Annotated in this window: 16 protein-coding genes; 4 read left to right on the top strand and 12 right to left on the bottom strand. The window is 72.5% G+C overall.

The window, feature by feature from the left end:
- Positions 1 to 45: 45 nt before the first annotated feature.
- Positions 46 to 1,314, top strand: a complete 1,269-nt coding sequence (locus K9S39_RS25220; RefSeq protein ID WP_248865593.1) for a class I SAM-dependent methyltransferase — start codon at positions 46 to 48, stop codon at positions 1,312 to 1,314.
- A gap of 9 nt (positions 1,315 to 1,323) precedes the next feature.
- Here K9S39_RS25220 and K9S39_RS25215 read toward each other — a convergent pair whose 3' ends face one another.
- The 4 genes from K9S39_RS25215 to tsaB form a co-directional block, all read right to left on the bottom strand.
- The gene (locus K9S39_RS25215) at positions 1,324 to 1,689 is read right to left on the bottom strand and encodes a hypothetical protein (RefSeq protein ID WP_248865592.1); all 366 of its coding nucleotides are present in this window, start codon (positions 1,687 to 1,689) and stop codon (positions 1,324 to 1,326) included.
- Between the two features lie 210 nt (positions 1,690 to 1,899).
- Positions 1,900 to 3,030, bottom strand: a complete 1,131-nt coding sequence (tsaD, locus tag K9S39_RS25210; RefSeq protein ID WP_248865591.1) for a tRNA (adenosine(37)-N6)-threonylcarbamoyltransferase complex transferase subunit TsaD — start codon at positions 3,028 to 3,030, stop codon at positions 1,900 to 1,902.
- Between the two features lie 5 nt (positions 3,031 to 3,035).
- A complete protein-coding gene (gene rimI / locus K9S39_RS25205; protein ID WP_406708012.1) occupies positions 3,036 to 3,593 on the bottom strand; it encodes a ribosomal protein S18-alanine N-acetyltransferase in 558 nt (185 codons plus the stop codon).
- The gene (gene tsaB / locus K9S39_RS25200) at positions 3,590 to 4,300 is read right to left on the bottom strand and encodes a tRNA (adenosine(37)-N6)-threonylcarbamoyltransferase complex dimerization subunit type 1 TsaB (protein ID WP_248865590.1); all 711 of its coding nucleotides are present in this window, start codon (positions 4,298 to 4,300) and stop codon (positions 3,590 to 3,592) included. The genes rimI and tsaB overlap by 4 nt, the downstream gene beginning before the upstream one ends.
- Before the next feature lie 137 nt (positions 4,301 to 4,437).
- Between tsaB and K9S39_RS25195 the strand changes: the two genes are divergently transcribed.
- Complete coding sequence (locus K9S39_RS25195) at positions 4,438 to 5,001, top strand: hypothetical protein (RefSeq protein WP_248865589.1); 564 nt, start codon at positions 4,438 to 4,440, stop codon at positions 4,999 to 5,001.
- 69 nt (positions 5,002 to 5,070) lie between these two features.
- On the opposite strand, the gene K9S39_RS25190 is transcribed toward K9S39_RS25195, so the two are convergent.
- The 5 genes from K9S39_RS25190 to K9S39_RS25170 form a co-directional block, all read right to left on the bottom strand.
- A complete protein-coding gene (locus tag K9S39_RS25190) occupies positions 5,071 to 5,298 on the bottom strand; it encodes a hypothetical protein (protein WP_248865588.1) in 228 nt (75 codons plus the stop codon).
- Between the two features lie 268 nt (positions 5,299 to 5,566).
- A complete protein-coding gene (gene tsaE, locus K9S39_RS25185; protein WP_248865587.1) occupies positions 5,567 to 6,118 on the bottom strand; it encodes a tRNA (adenosine(37)-N6)-threonylcarbamoyltransferase complex ATPase subunit type 1 TsaE in 552 nt (183 codons plus the stop codon).
- Between the two features lie 156 nt (positions 6,119 to 6,274).
- Entirely contained in the window at positions 6,275 to 7,606 is a 1,332-nt protein-coding gene (locus K9S39_RS25180; protein WP_248865586.1) for an alpha/beta fold hydrolase, read from the bottom strand.
- Complete coding sequence (gene alr / locus K9S39_RS25175) at positions 7,603 to 8,799, bottom strand: alanine racemase (protein WP_248865585.1); 1,197 nt, start codon at positions 8,797 to 8,799, stop codon at positions 7,603 to 7,605. The genes K9S39_RS25180 and alr overlap by 4 nt, the downstream gene beginning before the upstream one ends.
- A gap of 178 nt (positions 8,800 to 8,977) precedes the next feature.
- Positions 8,978 to 10,414 (bottom strand): NAD(P)H-hydrate dehydratase, encoded by a 1,437-nt coding sequence (locus K9S39_RS25170; protein ID WP_248865584.1) that lies wholly within the window; start codon positions 10,412 to 10,414, stop codon positions 8,978 to 8,980.
- Positions 10,415 to 10,580: 166 nt separating this feature from the next.
- On the opposite strand from K9S39_RS25170, the gene K9S39_RS25165 reads away from it, so the two are divergent.
- On the top strand, positions 10,581 to 11,858 hold the full coding sequence (locus K9S39_RS25165) for an IS701 family transposase (protein WP_248862323.1): 1,278 nt from the start codon (positions 10,581 to 10,583) through the stop codon (positions 11,856 to 11,858).
- A 99-nt stretch (positions 11,859 to 11,957) separates the two neighbouring features.
- Here K9S39_RS25165 and K9S39_RS25160 read toward each other — a convergent pair whose 3' ends face one another.
- The 3 genes from K9S39_RS25160 to K9S39_RS25150 all read right to left on the bottom strand — a co-directional run bounded on the left by K9S39_RS25160 (position 11,958) and on the right by K9S39_RS25150 (position 14,565).
- On the bottom strand, positions 11,958 to 12,326 hold the full coding sequence (locus K9S39_RS25160) for a holo-ACP synthase (RefSeq protein WP_248865583.1): 369 nt from the start codon (positions 12,324 to 12,326) through the stop codon (positions 11,958 to 11,960).
- A gap of 4 nt (positions 12,327 to 12,330) precedes the next feature.
- Positions 12,331 to 14,178 (bottom strand): glutamine--fructose-6-phosphate transaminase (isomerizing), encoded by a 1,848-nt coding sequence (glmS, locus tag K9S39_RS25155; RefSeq protein WP_248865582.1) that lies wholly within the window; start codon positions 14,176 to 14,178, stop codon positions 12,331 to 12,333.
- 114 nt (positions 14,179 to 14,292) lie between these two features.
- Complete coding sequence (locus K9S39_RS25150) at positions 14,293 to 14,565, bottom strand: hypothetical protein (RefSeq protein WP_248865581.1); 273 nt, start codon at positions 14,563 to 14,565, stop codon at positions 14,293 to 14,295.
- A gap of 236 nt (positions 14,566 to 14,801) precedes the next feature.
- Here K9S39_RS25150 and coaA point away from each other — a divergent pair, with 236 nt between their 5' ends.
- Positions 14,802 to 15,791, top strand: a complete 990-nt coding sequence (coaA, locus tag K9S39_RS25145; RefSeq protein WP_248865580.1) for a type I pantothenate kinase — start codon at positions 14,802 to 14,804, stop codon at positions 15,789 to 15,791.
- Positions 15,792 to 15,897: the final 106 nt, after the last annotated feature.

Raw genomic sequence — 15,897 nt, 5'->3', positions numbered from 1 at the left:
AGCCACCACGGCGGGACAGCCGAAGGTGGAGGGGACAATGGTCACGTGACCGACCTCGCCACCTTTCAGGCCCTGCTCACCCCGGAGGGGCAAACCCTTCTGGCCGAGCTGCGCGACTACGACCCGGCCGACGAGCTCGCAACCGCGACCCGGTTGCGAGCCGCCCACGACGCGCCCCTCGTATCGGCGGCCCTCGCGCAAGCGCACCTCCGGCAGCGGGCCGTGGCGAAGTTCGGGACGGACGCGCGGCGGATGTACTTCACGCCCAACGGCGTCGAGCAGTCCACCCGGGCGACGGTCGCCGCGCACCGCGCCGCCCGGATGGCCGCGCTGGGCGTCCGGACGCTGGTGGATCTCTGTTCCGGGATCGGCGGTGATGCGATCGCGCTGGCGCGCGCCGGGATCTCCGTAGTCGCCGTCGACCGCGACCCGCTGGCCTGCGCCGCCGCGCGGGCGAACGCCGAGGCGCTGGGGCTGGCGGAGCTGATCGAGGTGCGCTGCGCGGATGTCATGGAGGTGGACACCGCTGGGTCCGATGCGGTGTTCGTCGATCCGGCACGGCGGAGCAAGGTGCCGACAAGAGGGGTGGCGCGCAGCGCTTCGGCCAGGGGCGGTGTCCGGGCGACGGGTGGGCGGATTTTTGATCCGGAGGCTTATTCGCCGCCGCTGTCGTGGGCGGTCGAGACGGCCCGTACCGCTCCGTACGCGGCGTTGAAGATCGCCCCCGGTGTGCCGCATGACGCGCTGCCCGACGACGCCGAGACGGAGTGGATCTCCGACGGCGGAGAGGTGAAGGAGGCGGTGGTGTGGTTCGCGGGGGCCTCGCGCGACGGCGGCGACGCGCCACGTCCAGCACCCGGCGCGCGCCGCGCCACCCTGCTCCCCGCCGGGGACTCGCTGCTCGGCGCGGGCCTGCCCGACCCGGAGCCGGGGCCGGTCGGTGCGTGGCTCTACGAGCCGGACGGTGCCGTGATCCGGGCCCATCTCGTCGCGGATGTCGCCCAGCAGGTCGGCGGGCGGCTGATCGATCCGACGATCGCGTACATCACCGCGGACCGGCTGACGGAGACGCCGTACGCCACCGCCTACGCGATCACGGACGTGCTGCCGTTCAACGTCAAGAAGCTGAGGGCGCTGTTGCGCGAGCGCGAGGTCGGCATCGCGGTGATCAAGAAGCGCGGTTCGCCGGTCGAGCCGGAGGAGCTGCGCAGGAAGCTGAAGCTCGGCGGCGGCCCGTACTCGTGCACGATCTTCCTCACCCGGGTCGCCGGCGCCCCCACGATGCTGCTGGGGCATCCGGCCGACGGCGCGTGAACCGGGGGCTCACGCCAGGTCGGTGAGATCCTCGGCGTAGACCTGGGAGAGCGGCTGCGGGCCGATGTACTGCTGGCAGGTGCACTGACCGGCCTCGTACTGCACCGGCTTGTGGTCCGCGTCCCAGGCGACCGCCACCTCGACCCGCTCATGGCACTTGCCGCGTTTGTCGTGCTTGGCGAGGTGGTGGGTGCAGCCGCACACCGGCTTCGGCGGCTTGTGTGCGGCGGCCAGTTCCTGGCGCTCCTGGCGGGCGGTCTCCAGGCGCTCCATCCTGCGCTCGTGGCGGGTGCGGAGGGCGTCGCGGGCGGTGTCGACGACCTTGGCGAAGCCGCCCGCCATGAAGAAGATGAAGACCCACCAGAACCAGTCCACGGTCTGCCGCCTCCCCATGCCTACGCACTGCTCCGACCAGGGTAAGACCTTCGGACGGGCCCCGGGGAAGCGGTTGAGCCCCTGCGACAAAGGCTCTGAGGAGCTTTCCGGCGTACGGGTTCGTGTCCAGGAGTAGTACGGGTTCGCGGTCAGGGGCGCAGGTTCCGCCTTCAGGAGCGCAGGTCCGCGGTCTGGAGCACAAGCCCCCGTTCAGGAGTACAGGTTCGCCTTGCTCACCTCGTGGACGTGGTCATGGCCGTGATGGTGGCCGGAACCGGCCGCCGGCCCCTCTCCGGGGACATGGGGTTCGGTGACCGGCAGGGACGAGTCCGCGGGCAGGTCCCAGTCGGAGGCCGGGCGGTTGCGGGCCACCATCTCCGCGCCCAGTGCCGCGACCATTGCCCCGTTGTCGGTGCACAGCTTGGGGCGGGGGACGCGCAGGGTGATACCCGCGTCCTCGCAGCGGCGCTCGGCCATCGCCCGCAGCCGGGAGTTGGCTGCCACCCCGCCGCCGATCATCAGATGCTCCACGCCGCTGTCCTTGCAGGCCCGGACCGCCTTACGGGTCAGCACGTCGACCACCGCCTCCTGGAAGGAGGCCGAGACGTCCGCCACCGGCACATCCTCGCCGGCCGCCCGCTTGGCCTCGATCCAGCGCGCGACCGCGGTCTTCAGGCCGGAGAAGGAGAAGTCGTAGACGGGGTCGCGCGGGCCGGTCAGTCCGCGCGGGAAGCTGATCGCGTCCGGGTCGCCCTCGCGGGCGTAGCGGTCGATGACCGGGCCGCCGGGGAAGCCGAGCTGCAGCACCCGGGCGATCTTGTCGAACGCCTCGCCCGCCGCGTCGTCGATGGTCGAGCCCAGCGGCCGGACGTCGGAGGTGATGTCCGGGGCCAGGAGGAGGGAGGAGTGGCCGCCGGACACCAGCAGGGCCATCGTCGGCTCCGGCAGCGCGCCGTGTTCCAGCTGGTCGACGCAGATGTGCGAGGCGAGGTGGTTGACGCCGTAGAGGGGCTTGCCGAGCGCGTACGCGTACGCCTTGGCGGCCGAGACACCGACCAGCAGCGCGCCCGCCAGGCCCGGTCCGGCGGTGACCGCGATGCCGTCCAGGTCGCTCGCGCTGACCCCGGCTTCCTTCAGCGCGCGCCGGATGGTGGGGATCATCGCCTCCAGGTGTGCCCGCGAGGCCACTTCGGGCACCACTCCGCCGTACCGGGCGTGCTCGTCGACGCTGGACGCGACCGCGTCGGCGAGCAGGGTGTGGCCGTGGACGATGCCGACACCGGTCTCGTCGCAGGAGGTCTCGATGCCGAGGACGAGCGGTCCGCCGCGTGCGTCAGCCATGGTTTTCACGTTCCTTGTACGGAGGGTGCTTCGGAGGAGGTCTCGGTGGTGCGCCGCATCACCAGGGCGTCGACGTTGCCGGGCTGGTAGTAGCCGCGGCGGAAACCGATGGGCTCGAAGCCGAAGCGCTCGTAGAGGCGTTGCGCTCGGGTGTTGTCGACCCGTACCTCCAGCAGCACCTCGTGGCACTCGAAGTCGGTGGCGGCGCCGAGGAGTTCGGACAGCAGCCGGGCGCCGAGGCCGGTGCCCCGCTGGTCGCGGGCGGTCGCGATGGTCTGGATGTCGCCGGTGCCCTCGATGGCGGCCAGCCCGCCGTAGCCCACGATCCGGCCGGCCAGCTCGGCGACGAGATAGCGGCGGGTGGCGAACGGTCCGCGCGCGTGCGCCAGCTCCGACCAGAACATGCCGGCCGACCAGGCGTCCTCGGGAAAGAGCTCGCGCTCCAGCTCCAGCACCGGTGCGATGTCCCACCAGCGCATTTCGCGGAGCACCGGGGGTTGGGGGGTGCCGCCGCGCAGCGGCGCCGTTGAGGGGCGGCGGTCGGGCGACGGGTGGGAGGTCACTTGGGAGTGACCACCTTGTAGTTGGCCGGCACCTGGGCGTCCGGGCGGCGCAGATACAGCGGCCGGTCGGGCAGCAGCTCCTCGCCGGCCGCGAGCTTCTCGGCGGCCAGCGCGGCGAGCGCGGCCGCGGACTGGTGCTCGGGCCCCTCGCGCCGTACGCCGGTGAAGACCGTGTCGTACAGCAGCGCGCCCGCGCCCACCGCGGGGACACCGGCCACCTGATCGGCGATGTCCGCGGGACGGTCGACGGCGGGGTCGGTCAGCCGGGTAATCGAAAGGGGCCGCGCGGAGCGCGTCGTGCCGGGGTGGTGGTCGGGCGACGGGCGGGGGGCATAGCGCGCCCAGTAGACCTCTTTGCGGCGGGCGTCCGTGGCCACCACGAAGGGCTCGTCCAGACCGGCGGCGTACGCGATGCCGTCCAGGGAGCAGAGGCCGTGGACGGGGACGTCCAGCGCGGCGCCGAAGGTCGCGGCGGTGACCAGCCCGACCCGCAGGCCGGTGTACGGGCCGGGGCCGACGCCGACCACGATGTCGCTGACCGCGTCGAGCTTCAGACCGGCCTCGGCCAGCACCCGGTCGACGGCGGGCAGCAGCAGCTCGCCGTGCCGGCGGGCGTCCACCTCGCGGGACTCGGCGAGGACGCGGGAACCGTCATGGAGCGCGACGGTGACGGCGGGGGTGGCGGTGTCAAGAGCTAGCAGCAGCACGCCCTTAAGCCTACGGCGCCGCGGGTGGTCCCCGTTCCGGTGCTACCGTCCCGGTAATACCAAGAGCAGTCAGGCAGCCGGGCGGCCGGGCACAGGACCGCCGGCGGCCGGGGAGCGTACGGAAAGGTGGCACAGCGGTGCCCGCTAGGAGCAGCACAATCGTCACCGCTCTCACCGCGGCCGCCCTGGCCGCGGTCGGTGTGCTCGGCTACCAGGCCGCGGCATCCGCCCCGGACACGCTCGCACCGGCCCGTAAGGACGGCCACCACTCCGCGCCCAAGGGCCCCGCGGAGGGCAGCAAGGACAAGACCCCGCGGCCGGCCGCGGTCCCCGAGGGATCGGGCGAGGGCAAGCGGGTGGTATACGCCCTGGGCGCCAAGCGGGTCTGGCTGGTCGGCGGGGATGGCAAGGCGGTCCGTTCGTACCGGGTCGCGCCGAGCACCGTCAGCCCGCCGGTGGGGACGTACGCGGTCACCTCGCGTTCGGTGAGTGTCACCGGCTCGGACGGCAAGGCGATCGAGCATGTGGTGCGGTTCGCGAGTGTCGACGGAGTGGTGGTCGGTTTCAGTGCGGCGGTCGACGGCTCCACGCCGAAGCCGGATCCGTCGAAGCGGACCGGCGGTATCCGTGAGACACGGGACGACGGCAAGGCGATGTGGGAGTTCGCGGTGCGCGGTGTGAAGGTCGTGGTCGTTTCCTGAGGGTGGTCGTACCGGGCGGCGCCGCTTTCGGGCCCGCCCCTACCCCTACGACACCTTCGCCCACACGGGTTACGCGGCGTCGCGCCCCTGGGTGGACGGGGCGGCTCCTGCCTCGGGCTCGTCCGCGGGCTCTGCGCGCTTGCCGGCGCGGGTTTCCTCGGGGGCGTCGGGCGGGGTGGAGACGGCGGTGGCCGCGGCGCACGCCGCCAGCAGTTCATTCATGGTCGGCGGCTGCTCGCGCGCGTCGTCCTCGGCGCGCCGGGCCGCCGGGGTGGGGGAAGGCTGGTGGGCCGACATGGACGCCTCCCGGGCTCCTGGGGCAAGCGACAGAAGTTAGGCTGGCCTAACCGTGGTCTCTGCCACCCATGTGACCACGCCCGGCACCACACGCGCAACATCATACCGACGCCTTGTCGGAAACTACGGGCCGGGCAGCCGGATCGGCAGGTGCGGGAGCGCGTACGGGCGTCAGGATCGGGAGTGCAGGGCTCCTGCGGGCGTCAGGATCGGAGTGCGGGGCTCCTGCGGACGCCGGCTTCGGGCCCGCGCGGAGCCCGCGCGGGCGTCAGCAACCGGCGAGAGCGGCCAGCCCGGCGTCCGCCCAGCGCGGCCCGCGCCCGATGACCGTCACCTCGCGCACATCGTCCGGGCACTGGTCCAGCCCGCCCTCCGGGCCGCTCTCCAGGACGCCGCCCGGGGCCTCAACGCCCACGGCGCGGCCGATGACCACATGCAGCCGGTCCTCGGACAGTTCCTCGACCTTGCCGTCGCCCCACTCCACGACCACCACCGACTCCGGCAGCGAGACGTCGAGGTCCAGGTCCTCCATCTCGTCGAGGCCGCCGCCGAGGCGGTACGCGTCGACGTGCACCAGCGCCGGGCCGCCGGTCAGGGAGGGGTGCACCCGGGCGATGACGAAGGTCGGGGAGGTGACGGCACCGCGCACGCCCAGCCCCTCGCCCAGGCCCCGGGCCAGCGTCGTCTTGCCCGCGCCCAGCTCACCGGTGAGCAGGACCAGGTCGCCGGGCCGCAGCAGGGCGGCCAGTCTGCGGCCCAACTCCTGCATCTGCTCCGGAGTCTTGACGGTTACCTGTGCGGTCGCGCCAGTGGTGCTCATGCCGAAACCTCGCTTCGCTCGGCCTCGCATTCGCACGGCGCCCACCTCTCAACGACTCTCCCCCGGTCTCCGACCGGGGAGACCCCCATGCTGCGCTCGCTCATGCCGCAAATGGTACGGCCCAAGGAGACACCCGAGGAGACGGCGATCGCCCGTTCAGGCCCGTGCCGACCGGGACCCGCGCGCCGCAGCACCGGCCCGCTCCACCAGCGACACCAGCTGCTCATTGACCAGTTCCCGCCGCTCCAGCATCACCAGATGGCCGGCGTCCGGGACACACACCAGCTCGGCGCCGGTCAGCACCTCGGCGATCGTCCGGCTGTGGTCGGCCGGGGTGATCAGGTCCTTCTCCCCCGCCAGCACCAGCGACGGCACCTTGTCGTACGCCACCAGCGCCTCGGTTTTGTCATGCACCGCGAAGGCCGGATAGAACTCGGCGACCACATCGATCGGGGTCGCCTCGATCAGCCGCTCGGCGAACCGCGCGACGCCCGGGTCCACGTCCTTGGGCGTCCCGAACGAGTACCGCTTGATGACCCCCGCGAACAGATCGGCGGTGGCCCGCCGCCCACGCTCGACGATCTCGCTCTGCGCCCCCAGCGCCTTGAGCACGCCGGGCGCGAGCCGGTGGAACGCCTTGACGCCGAGCGACGGCAGCCCGAACGCGACCTCGCTCAGATGGCCCGCCGAGGTGCCGATCAGGGCCACCCCGACCACCCGCTCCGCCACGAACTCGGGGAACTGGTCGGCCAGCGCCATCACCGTCATCCCGCCCATGGAGTGCCCGACCAGCACGATCGGGCCCTCCGGGACGGCGGCGTCCAGCACCGCCTTCAGATCCCGGCCGAGCAGATCGATGGTGACCGGTTCGGTGCCCTCGATCTGGCCGTGGCCGCGCGCGGAGCGGCCGTGGCTGCGCTGGTCCCAGTGGACGGTGCGGACCGTGCCGCGCAGCGCCGCGCGCTGGAAGTGCCAGGAGTCCTGGCTGAGGCAGTAACCATGGCTGAAGACGACCGTGGGTGCGGCGGCCCGCCGCCCCAGCACCGCCAGCAACCGCTTACGGAAGGCGCCCTGAGCTTCCTGGACGGCGCGGGCGGCCTTGGTGGCGTTGTTCCCCCGGGCGTCGGCCCGGCTCCCGTCGGCCGGGGCGTCCTGGCCCGCCCGCTCGCCCTTCTCCGGTCTGCCCGGCGCCGCGCCGGGCTCGTCCACCTCGTAGTAGAGCTCGGTGCCGTCCTCGGCGATCGCCGAGCCCGGCGTGCCGCGCAGCGTGCCGTAAGGCCCCGCCGCGTCCAGCGCCAGCCGGGCCTTGCGGCGCATCCCGCGGCCGACGGTCATCCGCTCTATGGCGACACCGGCCGCCGCGCCCGCCGCGACCACGCCGATCGCGGCGCCCGCGATGCCCGCGTGCCGCCCGGCTTTGGCCCAGTTGCCGGCCGCGTCGGCGGCCGCCTCCACCGCCCGCGCGGCGGCCTCGTTGCCCTCAGTCATGCCGTGCCCCCCGTGAGTGCTGTGTCCCCGTCCCCGTCGTCCCGGCGGTTCTCCCTTTCACTGTCCACATAGACGCGCGGAACCCGGGATCCGATCCGGGTGACGATTTCGTACCCGATGGTTCCGGCCGCCCGGGCCCAGTCCTCGGCGGTCGGCTCGCCGCGGTCGCCGGGGCCGAAGAGCACCACCCGATCTCCCGCGTGCGCGGTGTCGCCGCCGAGATCGACCACGAACTGGTCCATGGCGACCCGTCCCGCGATCGTCCGCCACTTGCCGGCGACCAGCACCGGGCCGCTGTCGGAGGCGTGCCGGGGGATGCCGTCGGCGTAGCCGAGCGGGACCAGCGCGAGAGAGGTGTCGCCGGGCGTCGTGTACTGGTGCCCGTAGGAGACGCCATGGCCGCCCGGGGCGCGCTTGACGGAGGCCAGCGAGGCTTCCAGCGTCATCGCGGGCCGCAGCCCGAATTCCTGGGGCGTGCCGACCTCGGGGCTGGGCGAGAGGCCGTAGACGCCGATACCCGCGCGTACCAGGTCGTAATGGGCCTCGGGGAGGGTGAGCAGCGCCGGGGTGTTGGCGATGTGCCGCACCTCGGGGCGGAGCCCGGCCGCCGCGGAGAGGGCCAGCGCGTTCTCGAAGGCGGCCAGCTGGGCCGGGACGGAGGGATGTCCGGGCTCGTCGGCGCAGGCGAAGTGCGACCAGATACCGGTGACCTTGATCGTGCCCTCGGCCTCGGCGGCCGCGGCGGCGGCGATCAGTTCCGGCCAGTGGGCGGGCTGGCAGCCGTTGCGGCCGAGGCCGGTGTCGGCCTTGAGCTGGACGCGGGCGGGGCGGCCGAAGCCCCGCGCCACGGCGGTCACCTCGTGCAGCGACCACAGCCCGCTCACCGAGATGTCGATGTCCTGCGAGATCGCCCGGTGCCAGGGACCGCCGGGGGTCCACAGCCAGCACATCAGCCGGCCGGTGTCACCGGCCGCGCGCAGCGCGAAGGCCTCCTCGGGAAGCGCCGTGCCCAGCCAGCTCGCGCCGGCCTCACGGGCGGCCCGCGCGCAGCGCACCGCACCGTGCCCGTAGCCGTCGGACTTGACCACGGCCATCAGCTCTGCCCGGGGTGCGCGGGCCCTCAGCGCACGCACATTGACCCGCACGGCGGCGAGGTCAATGACGGCCTGGGCGCGCTTCGCTGTCTCGTTCATCCCCCTCAGTGTCTCAGGCGAGGCCGCGACACCCCGGGGGGACGGCCCGTGAAACCGGACTCACACACCAGTCCCGCGCCCCGGACATGGACGATGTCGCCTTCCTCAGCACATTCCACAGCCCACGGCGCGCCACGATGCTTCTGGGCGTCCGACCACGCCTCGTCGGCACACCCCCTCAATCCCTCACATCCCGCCACGCCGCCCCCATATGCTCCGCCACCTCCGACGCCAGGACCGGCGCCCCGGGCCGTCCGGCCGCGCGCCGGGCCGCCAGGCCGTGCAGATACGCGCCGACGGACGCCGCGTCACGGGCCACCAGCCCGGCGGCGAGCAGCGAACCCGTCAGCCCCGAGAGCACATCGCCACTGCCGGCGGTCGCCAGCCAGCCGGTCCCGGTGGGGTTGACCCGTACGGGCCCGGCGGCATCCGCGACCAGCGTCGTCGAGCCCTTGAGCAGCACCGTGGCGCCGTAGCGCGCGGCCAGCTCGCGTACGGAGCGCAGCCGGGCCGCCTCGATCTCCGCACGGGCGTGGCCGAGCAGCGCGGCAGCCTCCCCCGCGTGCGGGGTCAGCACGGTGGCGGCGGCCCGCGCCCGGACCTGCCGGGGAGTCAGAAAGCGCAGCCCGTCGGCGTCCACGAGCACCGGCACCTCCGCGGCCAGTACGTCGTCCAGCAGCCCCTTCAGCGCGTCCTCGTCGTCGCCGAGGCCGGGCCCGATCACCCATGCCTGGACGCGGCCCGCCTTGTCCGGGGGCCCCGCGTGCACCAGCGTCTCCGGGAACCGCGTGAGCACCGCGTCGGCGGCGGGACCGACATATCGTACGGCCCCCGCGCCGCCGCGCAGCGCGCCCGCCACCGCCAGCACCGCCGCACCCGGATAGCGCGCGGAACCGGCCACCACACCCACCACGCCGCGCCGGTACTTGTCGCTCTCGGCCACCGGCCGGGGCAGCAGGTCCGCCACATCCGCGTGCTGCAGCGCCTCCACATCGGCGTCCTCGGGCAGCGTGAGACCAATGTCCACGAGCCGCAGGGCGCCCGCCCGTTCCCGGGCCGGATCGATCAGCAGCCCCGGTTTGTACGTCCCGAACGTCACCGTCGCAGCGGCCCGTACGGCATCCCCGTGGACCTCGCCGGAGTCCGCGTCCACACCGCTCGGCAGATCGACGGCCACCACCAGCGCCGACTTCCGTACATGGCCCAGGAGTCGGGCCGCCTCGGGGCGCAGCCCGCCGCGGCCGCCGATGCCCACGATCCCGTCCACGACCAGGTCGGCCCCGGCGATGTCCCGCCCCGGATCGGCCGACACCCGTCCGCCGGCCGCCCGCAGCGCGGCGAGACCGCCCTGGTGCGCCCGCTCGGGCGAGAGCAGTACGGCGACGACACCGGCGCCGCGGCGGGCCAGCCGGGCGCCCGCGTAGAGCGCGTCCCCGCCGTTGTCGCCGCTGCCCACCAGCAGCGTCACCCGGGTGCCGGACACCCGGCCCAGCAACTCCCCGCAGGCGACGGCCAGTCCGGCCGCCGCCCGCCGCATCAGCGTCCCCTCGGGCAACCGGGCCATGAGCTCCCGCTCGGCGGCACGTACGGTCTCCACGCTGTAGGCAGTCCTCATGCGAGCCAGTCTCACACTCCAGAACCGACAAAACCTGTTCCGTACCCCGACCCGCCACCGCGCCGCGGGGCCCGCCCTTCGGGCGCACGACGGGAGTTTGACGACAGGCCCTAGTAGGGCTCCGTTAGGTCTTCCCGATCAAGTTCGGGGGGAGCATGTTGGTCGGATGGACGTGCGGCAGGTTCAGGGTTTGCGGGCGGGGTTATCAGCGTTTGTGGCGGATGTGTTCGCATCGGTGCCGCGGAAGGATCAGCGGGCGAAGGGGGACTGCTATCTGCGGGGATTGATGCTGGACGGGCGGCGCAAGTCGATCCAGCCGATGGCTGAGCGGCTGCCGGACGGCAACGAGCAGAACCTGCAGCAGTTCGTGAACCAGTCCACCTGGGATCCGGTGCCGGTGCGGCGACGGATCGCGCAGCGGATGGTGCCGCTGATCGGCCCGGATGCCTGGGCAGTCGATGACGTGTCGTTCCCCAAGGACGGCCGGATGTCGGTGGCGGTCGCCCACCAGTACTGCGGTGCACTGGGCAAGCAGGCCAACTGCCAGGTCGCGGTGAGCATGCACGCAGTCACCGACACCGCGTCGTGCCCGCTGCAGTGGCGCCTGTTCGTGCCCGAAGAGTGGGCCGCAGACGCCGACCGGCGGCACAAGACGGGGATCCCCGAGGACATCGGGCACCAGGAGAAGTGGCGCCTGGCCCTGAACATCCTGGACGAGCTGGCCGGGTGGGGCCTGGCGCCGCCGGTGGTGGTGGCCGACGCCGGCTACGGCCAAAACGCCGACTTCCGCGACGGCCTGGAGGGCCGCGGCATCAAGTACGTCGTCGCCATCCGCTCGGATGTGACCGTCCACCCGCACGATGCGGTGCCCACCGCACCGCCGTGGTCCGGCAACGGCCGCAAACCGCAGCCCCGCTACCGCGACAAGCCGCCCCCAGTAGCCGCACTCGCCACCAGCCATGGACGGCAGGCTTTCACCGACGTTACCTGGCGTGAAGGCTCACGCGGACCAATGCGTTCACGCTTCCTGGCCCTGCGGGTCCGGCCGGCCGGAGTGCGGGTCCGTCGTCTGACCCAGTCCGCCGCCGTCGCCGGGCACGGCTCTTGGGACGGTGTCCTGCCCGAGGTCACCTTGCTGGTCGAGTGGCCCGAAGGCGCCGCAGCGCCGACCGACTACTGGCTGTCCAACCTGCCCGAGGACACCCCGCTCGCCGAACTGGTCCGCCTGGCTAAGATCCGCTGGCGCATCGAGCACGACTACCGGGAACTCAAGCACGGCCTGGGCCTGGACCACTTCGAGGGACGTTCCTGGAACGGCTGGCACCACCACGTCACCCTGGTCACCGCCGCCCACGCCTTCCTCACCGAACAGCGGCTCTCCCCAAAAGCCCGCACACCGGCCTCACGCTCTACCAGGTCCTGGACGCCCTCCAGACCCTGCTGAACTGCTGGACCGGCACCTGCACCACCTGCCACCGCCCCCTGCCCAGACGATCAGGCAGACGCCGCCCGCCAAGACCCACACCGACCTAACGGAGCCCTACTAGCCCTCCGCAATCACCACCGCCGAGGCCACCCCCGCGTCATGACTGAGCGACACATGCCACGACCGCACCCCCAGCTCCGCCGCACGGGCCGCGACCGTGCCGCGGACCCGCAGGCGCGGCTGGCCGCTGTCCTCGACGTACACCTCGGCGTCGGTCCAGTGCAGCCCGCCCGGCGCGCCGAGCGCCTTGGCGATGGCCTCCTTGGCGGCGAACCGGGCCGCCAGCGAGGCGATGCCGCGGCGCTCGCCGCTCGGCAGCACCAGTTCCGTCTCGATGAACAGCCGCTGCGCCATCTCCGGCGTCCGCTCCAGTGCCGCCTCGAACCGGTCGATCTCGGCGACGTCGATGCCCACCCCGATGATCACTCGCTCACTCCACCGTCACGGACTTGGCGAGGTTGCGCGGCTGGTCGACCTCGTTGCCGCGCGCGGTGGCCAGTTCGCAGGCGAAGACCTGCAGCGGCACCGTGGACACCAGCGGCTGCAGCAGCACCGGCGTCCGCGGGATCCGTACGAGGTGGTCGGCGTAGGGCACCACCGCCTCATCGCCCTCCTCCGCGATCACGATCGTGCGCGCGCCCCGGGCCCGGATCTCCTGGATGTTCGACACGATCTTGTCGTGGAGTACGGACCGCCCGCGCGGCGACGGGACGACCACCACCACCGGCAGCCCGTCCTCGATCAGCGCGATCGGCCCGTGCTTGAGCTCACCGGCCGCGAAGCCCTCCGCGTGCATATACGCGAGTTCCTTCAGTTTCAGCGCGCCTTCGAGCGCCACCGGGTAGCCGACATGCCGCCCCAGGAACAGCACGGTGTTCTGGTCGGCGAGGCCGCGCGCCAGCTCCCGTACCGGCTCCATGGTGCTCAGCACCTGCTCGACCTGGGTTCCGATCGCCGCCAGTTCCTTCACCACGGCGCGGATCTCGTCGCCCCACTTGGTGCCCCGCACCTGCCCGAGGTAGAGCGCGACCAGATAGCAGGCGACCAGCTGGGTGAGGAACGCCTTGGTCGACGCCACCGCGACCTCGGGCCCGGCGTGCGTGTAGAGCACGGCGTCCGACTCCCGCGGAATGGTCGACCCGTTCGTGTTGCAGATGGCGAGCACCTTCGCGCCCTGTTCACGGGCGTGCCGCAGCGCCATAAGGGTGTCCATGGTCTCCCCGGACTGGCTGACGGCGATCACCAGCGTCCGCCGGTCCATGATCGGGTCGCGGTAGCGGAACTCGCTGGCCAGCTCGGTCTCGCAGGGGATCCGCGTCCAGTGCTCGATCGCGTACTTGGCGATCAGGCCCGCGTGGTAGGCCGTCCCGCACGCCACGATGACGACCTTGTCGACCTCCCGCAGCACCTCGGGCGGGATCCGCACCTCGTCGAGGGAGAGCACCCCGGAAGCGTCGATCCGCCCCAGCAGCGTATCCGCGACGGCCTTCGGCTGCTCGGCGATCTCCTTGAGCATGAAGTAGTCGTAGCCGCCCTTCTCGGCCGCCGACGCGTCCCAGTCGACGTGGTACGTCCGCACCTGCGCGGGCGCGCCGTCGAAGTCGGTGACCGTCGCCCCGTCCCGGCGCAGCTCCACGACCTGGTCCTGGCCCAGCTCGACGGCCTCCCGGGTGTGCGCGATGAACGCCGCCACATCCGAGGCCAGGAACGCCTCGTCCTCGCCGATGCCCACCACCAGCGGCGAGTTGCGGCGGGCGCCGACGACCACGTCCGGCGCGTCGGAGTGCACCGCGACCAGCGTGAACGCGCCCTCCAGCCGGCGGCAGACCTGGCGCATCGCCTCCGGCAGTTCACCGCACGACGAGTACGACTCGGCCAGCAGGTGCGCGACCACCTCGGTGTCCGTCTCGGACGCCAACGTATGGCCGCGGTCGGCGAGTTCGGTCCGCAGCGCGGCGAAGTTCTCGATGATCCCGTTGTGGACGACGGACACCCGGCCGGCGTTGTCCAGGTGCGGGTGGGCGTTGGCATCGTTGGGCGCGCCATGGGTGGCCCACCGGGTGTGCCCGATCCCGGTCGAGCCGGTCGGCAGCGGACGGTCCGCCAGCTCCTTCTCCAGGTTGGCGAGTTTGCCCGCCTTCTTGGCGGCGGCCAGCCCACCGTCGGCCAAGACGGCGACCCCCGCCGAGTCATAGCCGCGGTACTCCAGCCGCTTCAGCCCGGCCAGAACGACGTCAAGGGCCGACCGCCCGCCCACATATCCCACGATTCCGCACATGAGGGCAGCCTACGACGGGGGCCTTCGATTGCCGCGGTGGGCCGTTGCCGCGCTCTTCCGTCGGCCACTGTCACCGTTCCACCATCGACCGTTACGGCACTCCGCAGTCGGCCACTACCACCGCTCCGCCGTCGACCGTTGCCGCCGCTCTATCCGGTCCAGTGCCGCCCGCACCGTCTCCACGAATTCCTCGTCCTCGTCCGCGTCCACACCGGGCCGGCTGCCCCGCTCGTAGTGCTCCAGGAAGTCGGCGAGGTCCTCCCCGAGGTCGTCGTCGGGCAGCTCCTCGGCCAGCTCGGCGTGCACCCACGCCTCGAATCCGTCCGGCGCCGCCGTCCCCCGGCCCTTGTCCCGCCGTCGCAGCATTGCCAACAGGCGCGCTCGCACGCCCACCCCCTATGTCTTCTGTGGCCCGCCCTCGGCGCGCCGCCCCCGCCGACGACCGTACCGGGCGCAACCCGCCAGGTACAGATATGTGCGGACAGACCTGGAGGCGGAGCCCCGGCCACCCCCGTTTCCGCCCACCGGCGCCGGTAAACCCGCCGCGAAACCCGCCCGGCGTGTGCCGGACCCCACACCGTCCCCGACATGATCCGCCCGCCCGGCCCGCGCACAATGGGCCAGTGCCCCTGACGACAGAGCCGCAGCAGCGACGCCGCGCCGACAGCTCCCCGTACGTCGACCTGACACGGCAGCAGTGGAGCGCGCTGCGCGAGAAGACCCCGCTGCCGCTGACCGCCGAAGAGGTGGAACGGCTGCGCGGCCTGGGCGATGTCATCGACCTCGACGAGGTACGGGACGTCTATCTCCCGCTGTCCCGGCTGCTCAACCTCTACGTAGGCGCCACCAGCAATCTGCGCGGGGCGCTGAACACCTTCCTGGGCGACGCGGGCGGCGGCCAGGGCTCCCAGCCCGGCACCCCCTTCGTGATAGGCGTCGCCGGCAGCGTGGCCGTCGGCAAGTCCACCACCGCCCGGCTGCTGCAGGCGCTGCTGGCGCGCTGGCCGGAGCATCCGCGCGTCGAGCTGGTCACCACCGACGGGTTCCTCTTCCCCAACGCCGAGCTGCACCGGCGCGGCCTGATGTCCCGCAAGGGCTTCCCCGAGTCCTACGACCGCCGGGCGCTGACCCGCTTCGTCGCGGATGTGAAGTCCGGCAAGGCCGAGGTCACCGCCCCGGTCTACTCCCACCTCATCTACGACATCGTGCCCGGCGAGCGGCTGACCGTGCACCGCCCGGACATCCTCATCGTCGAGGGCCTGAACGTGCTGCAGCCCGCGCTGCCCGGCAAGGACGGCCGTACCCGCCTCGGTCTCGCGGACTTCTTCGACTTCTCCGTCTACGTCGACGCACGCGCCGAGGACATCGAGCAGTGGTATCTGGGCCGGTTCCGCAAGCTGCGCGCGACGGCCTTCCAGAACCCGTTCTCGTACTTCCGCAAGTACACCCAGGTCTCCGAGGAGGATGCGCTGGACTACGCCCGGATGATGTGGCGCACCGTCAACAAGCCCAATCTCCAGCAGAATGTCGCCCCGACCCGCGGCCGGGCGAACCTGGTGCTGCGCAAGGGCCCGAACCACAAGGTCCAGCGGCTGTCACTGCGCAAGCTCTGAACGACCGCCGGGTTCCGGGACGTCGGGACATCCGGCCCGGCTTCGGACGCGGTAGCCCGGCACACGTACGGGCGGGCGCGTGACCATCTCACGCACCCGCCCGTAC

Source organism: Streptomyces halobius (assembly GCF_023277745.1).
In the GTDB taxonomy this organism is placed as follows: Bacteria; Actinomycetota; Actinomycetes; order Streptomycetales; family Streptomycetaceae; genus Streptomyces; species Streptomyces halobius.
Note: the sequence above shows the minus strand (reverse complement) of the source record. Positions and strands in the feature narration are given on the sequence as shown.

Coding starts and splice junctions, on each gene's coding strand:
- tsaD (WP_248865591.1), bottom strand. CDS start 3,030: ATGGCTGACGCACGCGGCGGACCGCTCGTCCTCGGCATCGAGACCTCC.
- K9S39_RS25190 (WP_248865588.1), bottom strand. CDS start 5,298: ATGTCGGCCCACCAGCCTTCCCCCACCCCGGCGGCCCGGCGCGCCGAG.
- tsaE (WP_248865587.1), bottom strand. CDS start 6,118: ATGAGCACCACTGGCGCGACCGCACAGGTAACCGTCAAGACTCCGGAG.
- K9S39_RS25180 (WP_248865586.1), bottom strand. CDS start 7,606: ATGACTGAGGGCAACGAGGCCGCCGCGCGGGCGGTGGAGGCGGCCGCC.
- alr (WP_248865585.1), bottom strand. CDS start 8,799: ATGAACGAGACAGCGAAGCGCGCCCAGGCCGTCATTGACCTCGCCGCC.
- K9S39_RS25170 (WP_248865584.1), bottom strand. CDS start 10,414: ATGAGGACTGCCTACAGCGTGGAGACCGTACGTGCCGCCGAGCGGGAG.
- K9S39_RS25165 (WP_248862323.1), top strand. CDS start 10,581: ATGGACGTGCGGCAGGTTCAGGGTTTGCGGGCGGGGTTATCAGCGTTT.
- glmS (WP_248865582.1), bottom strand. CDS start 14,178: ATGTGCGGAATCGTGGGATATGTGGGCGGGCGGTCGGCCCTTGACGTC.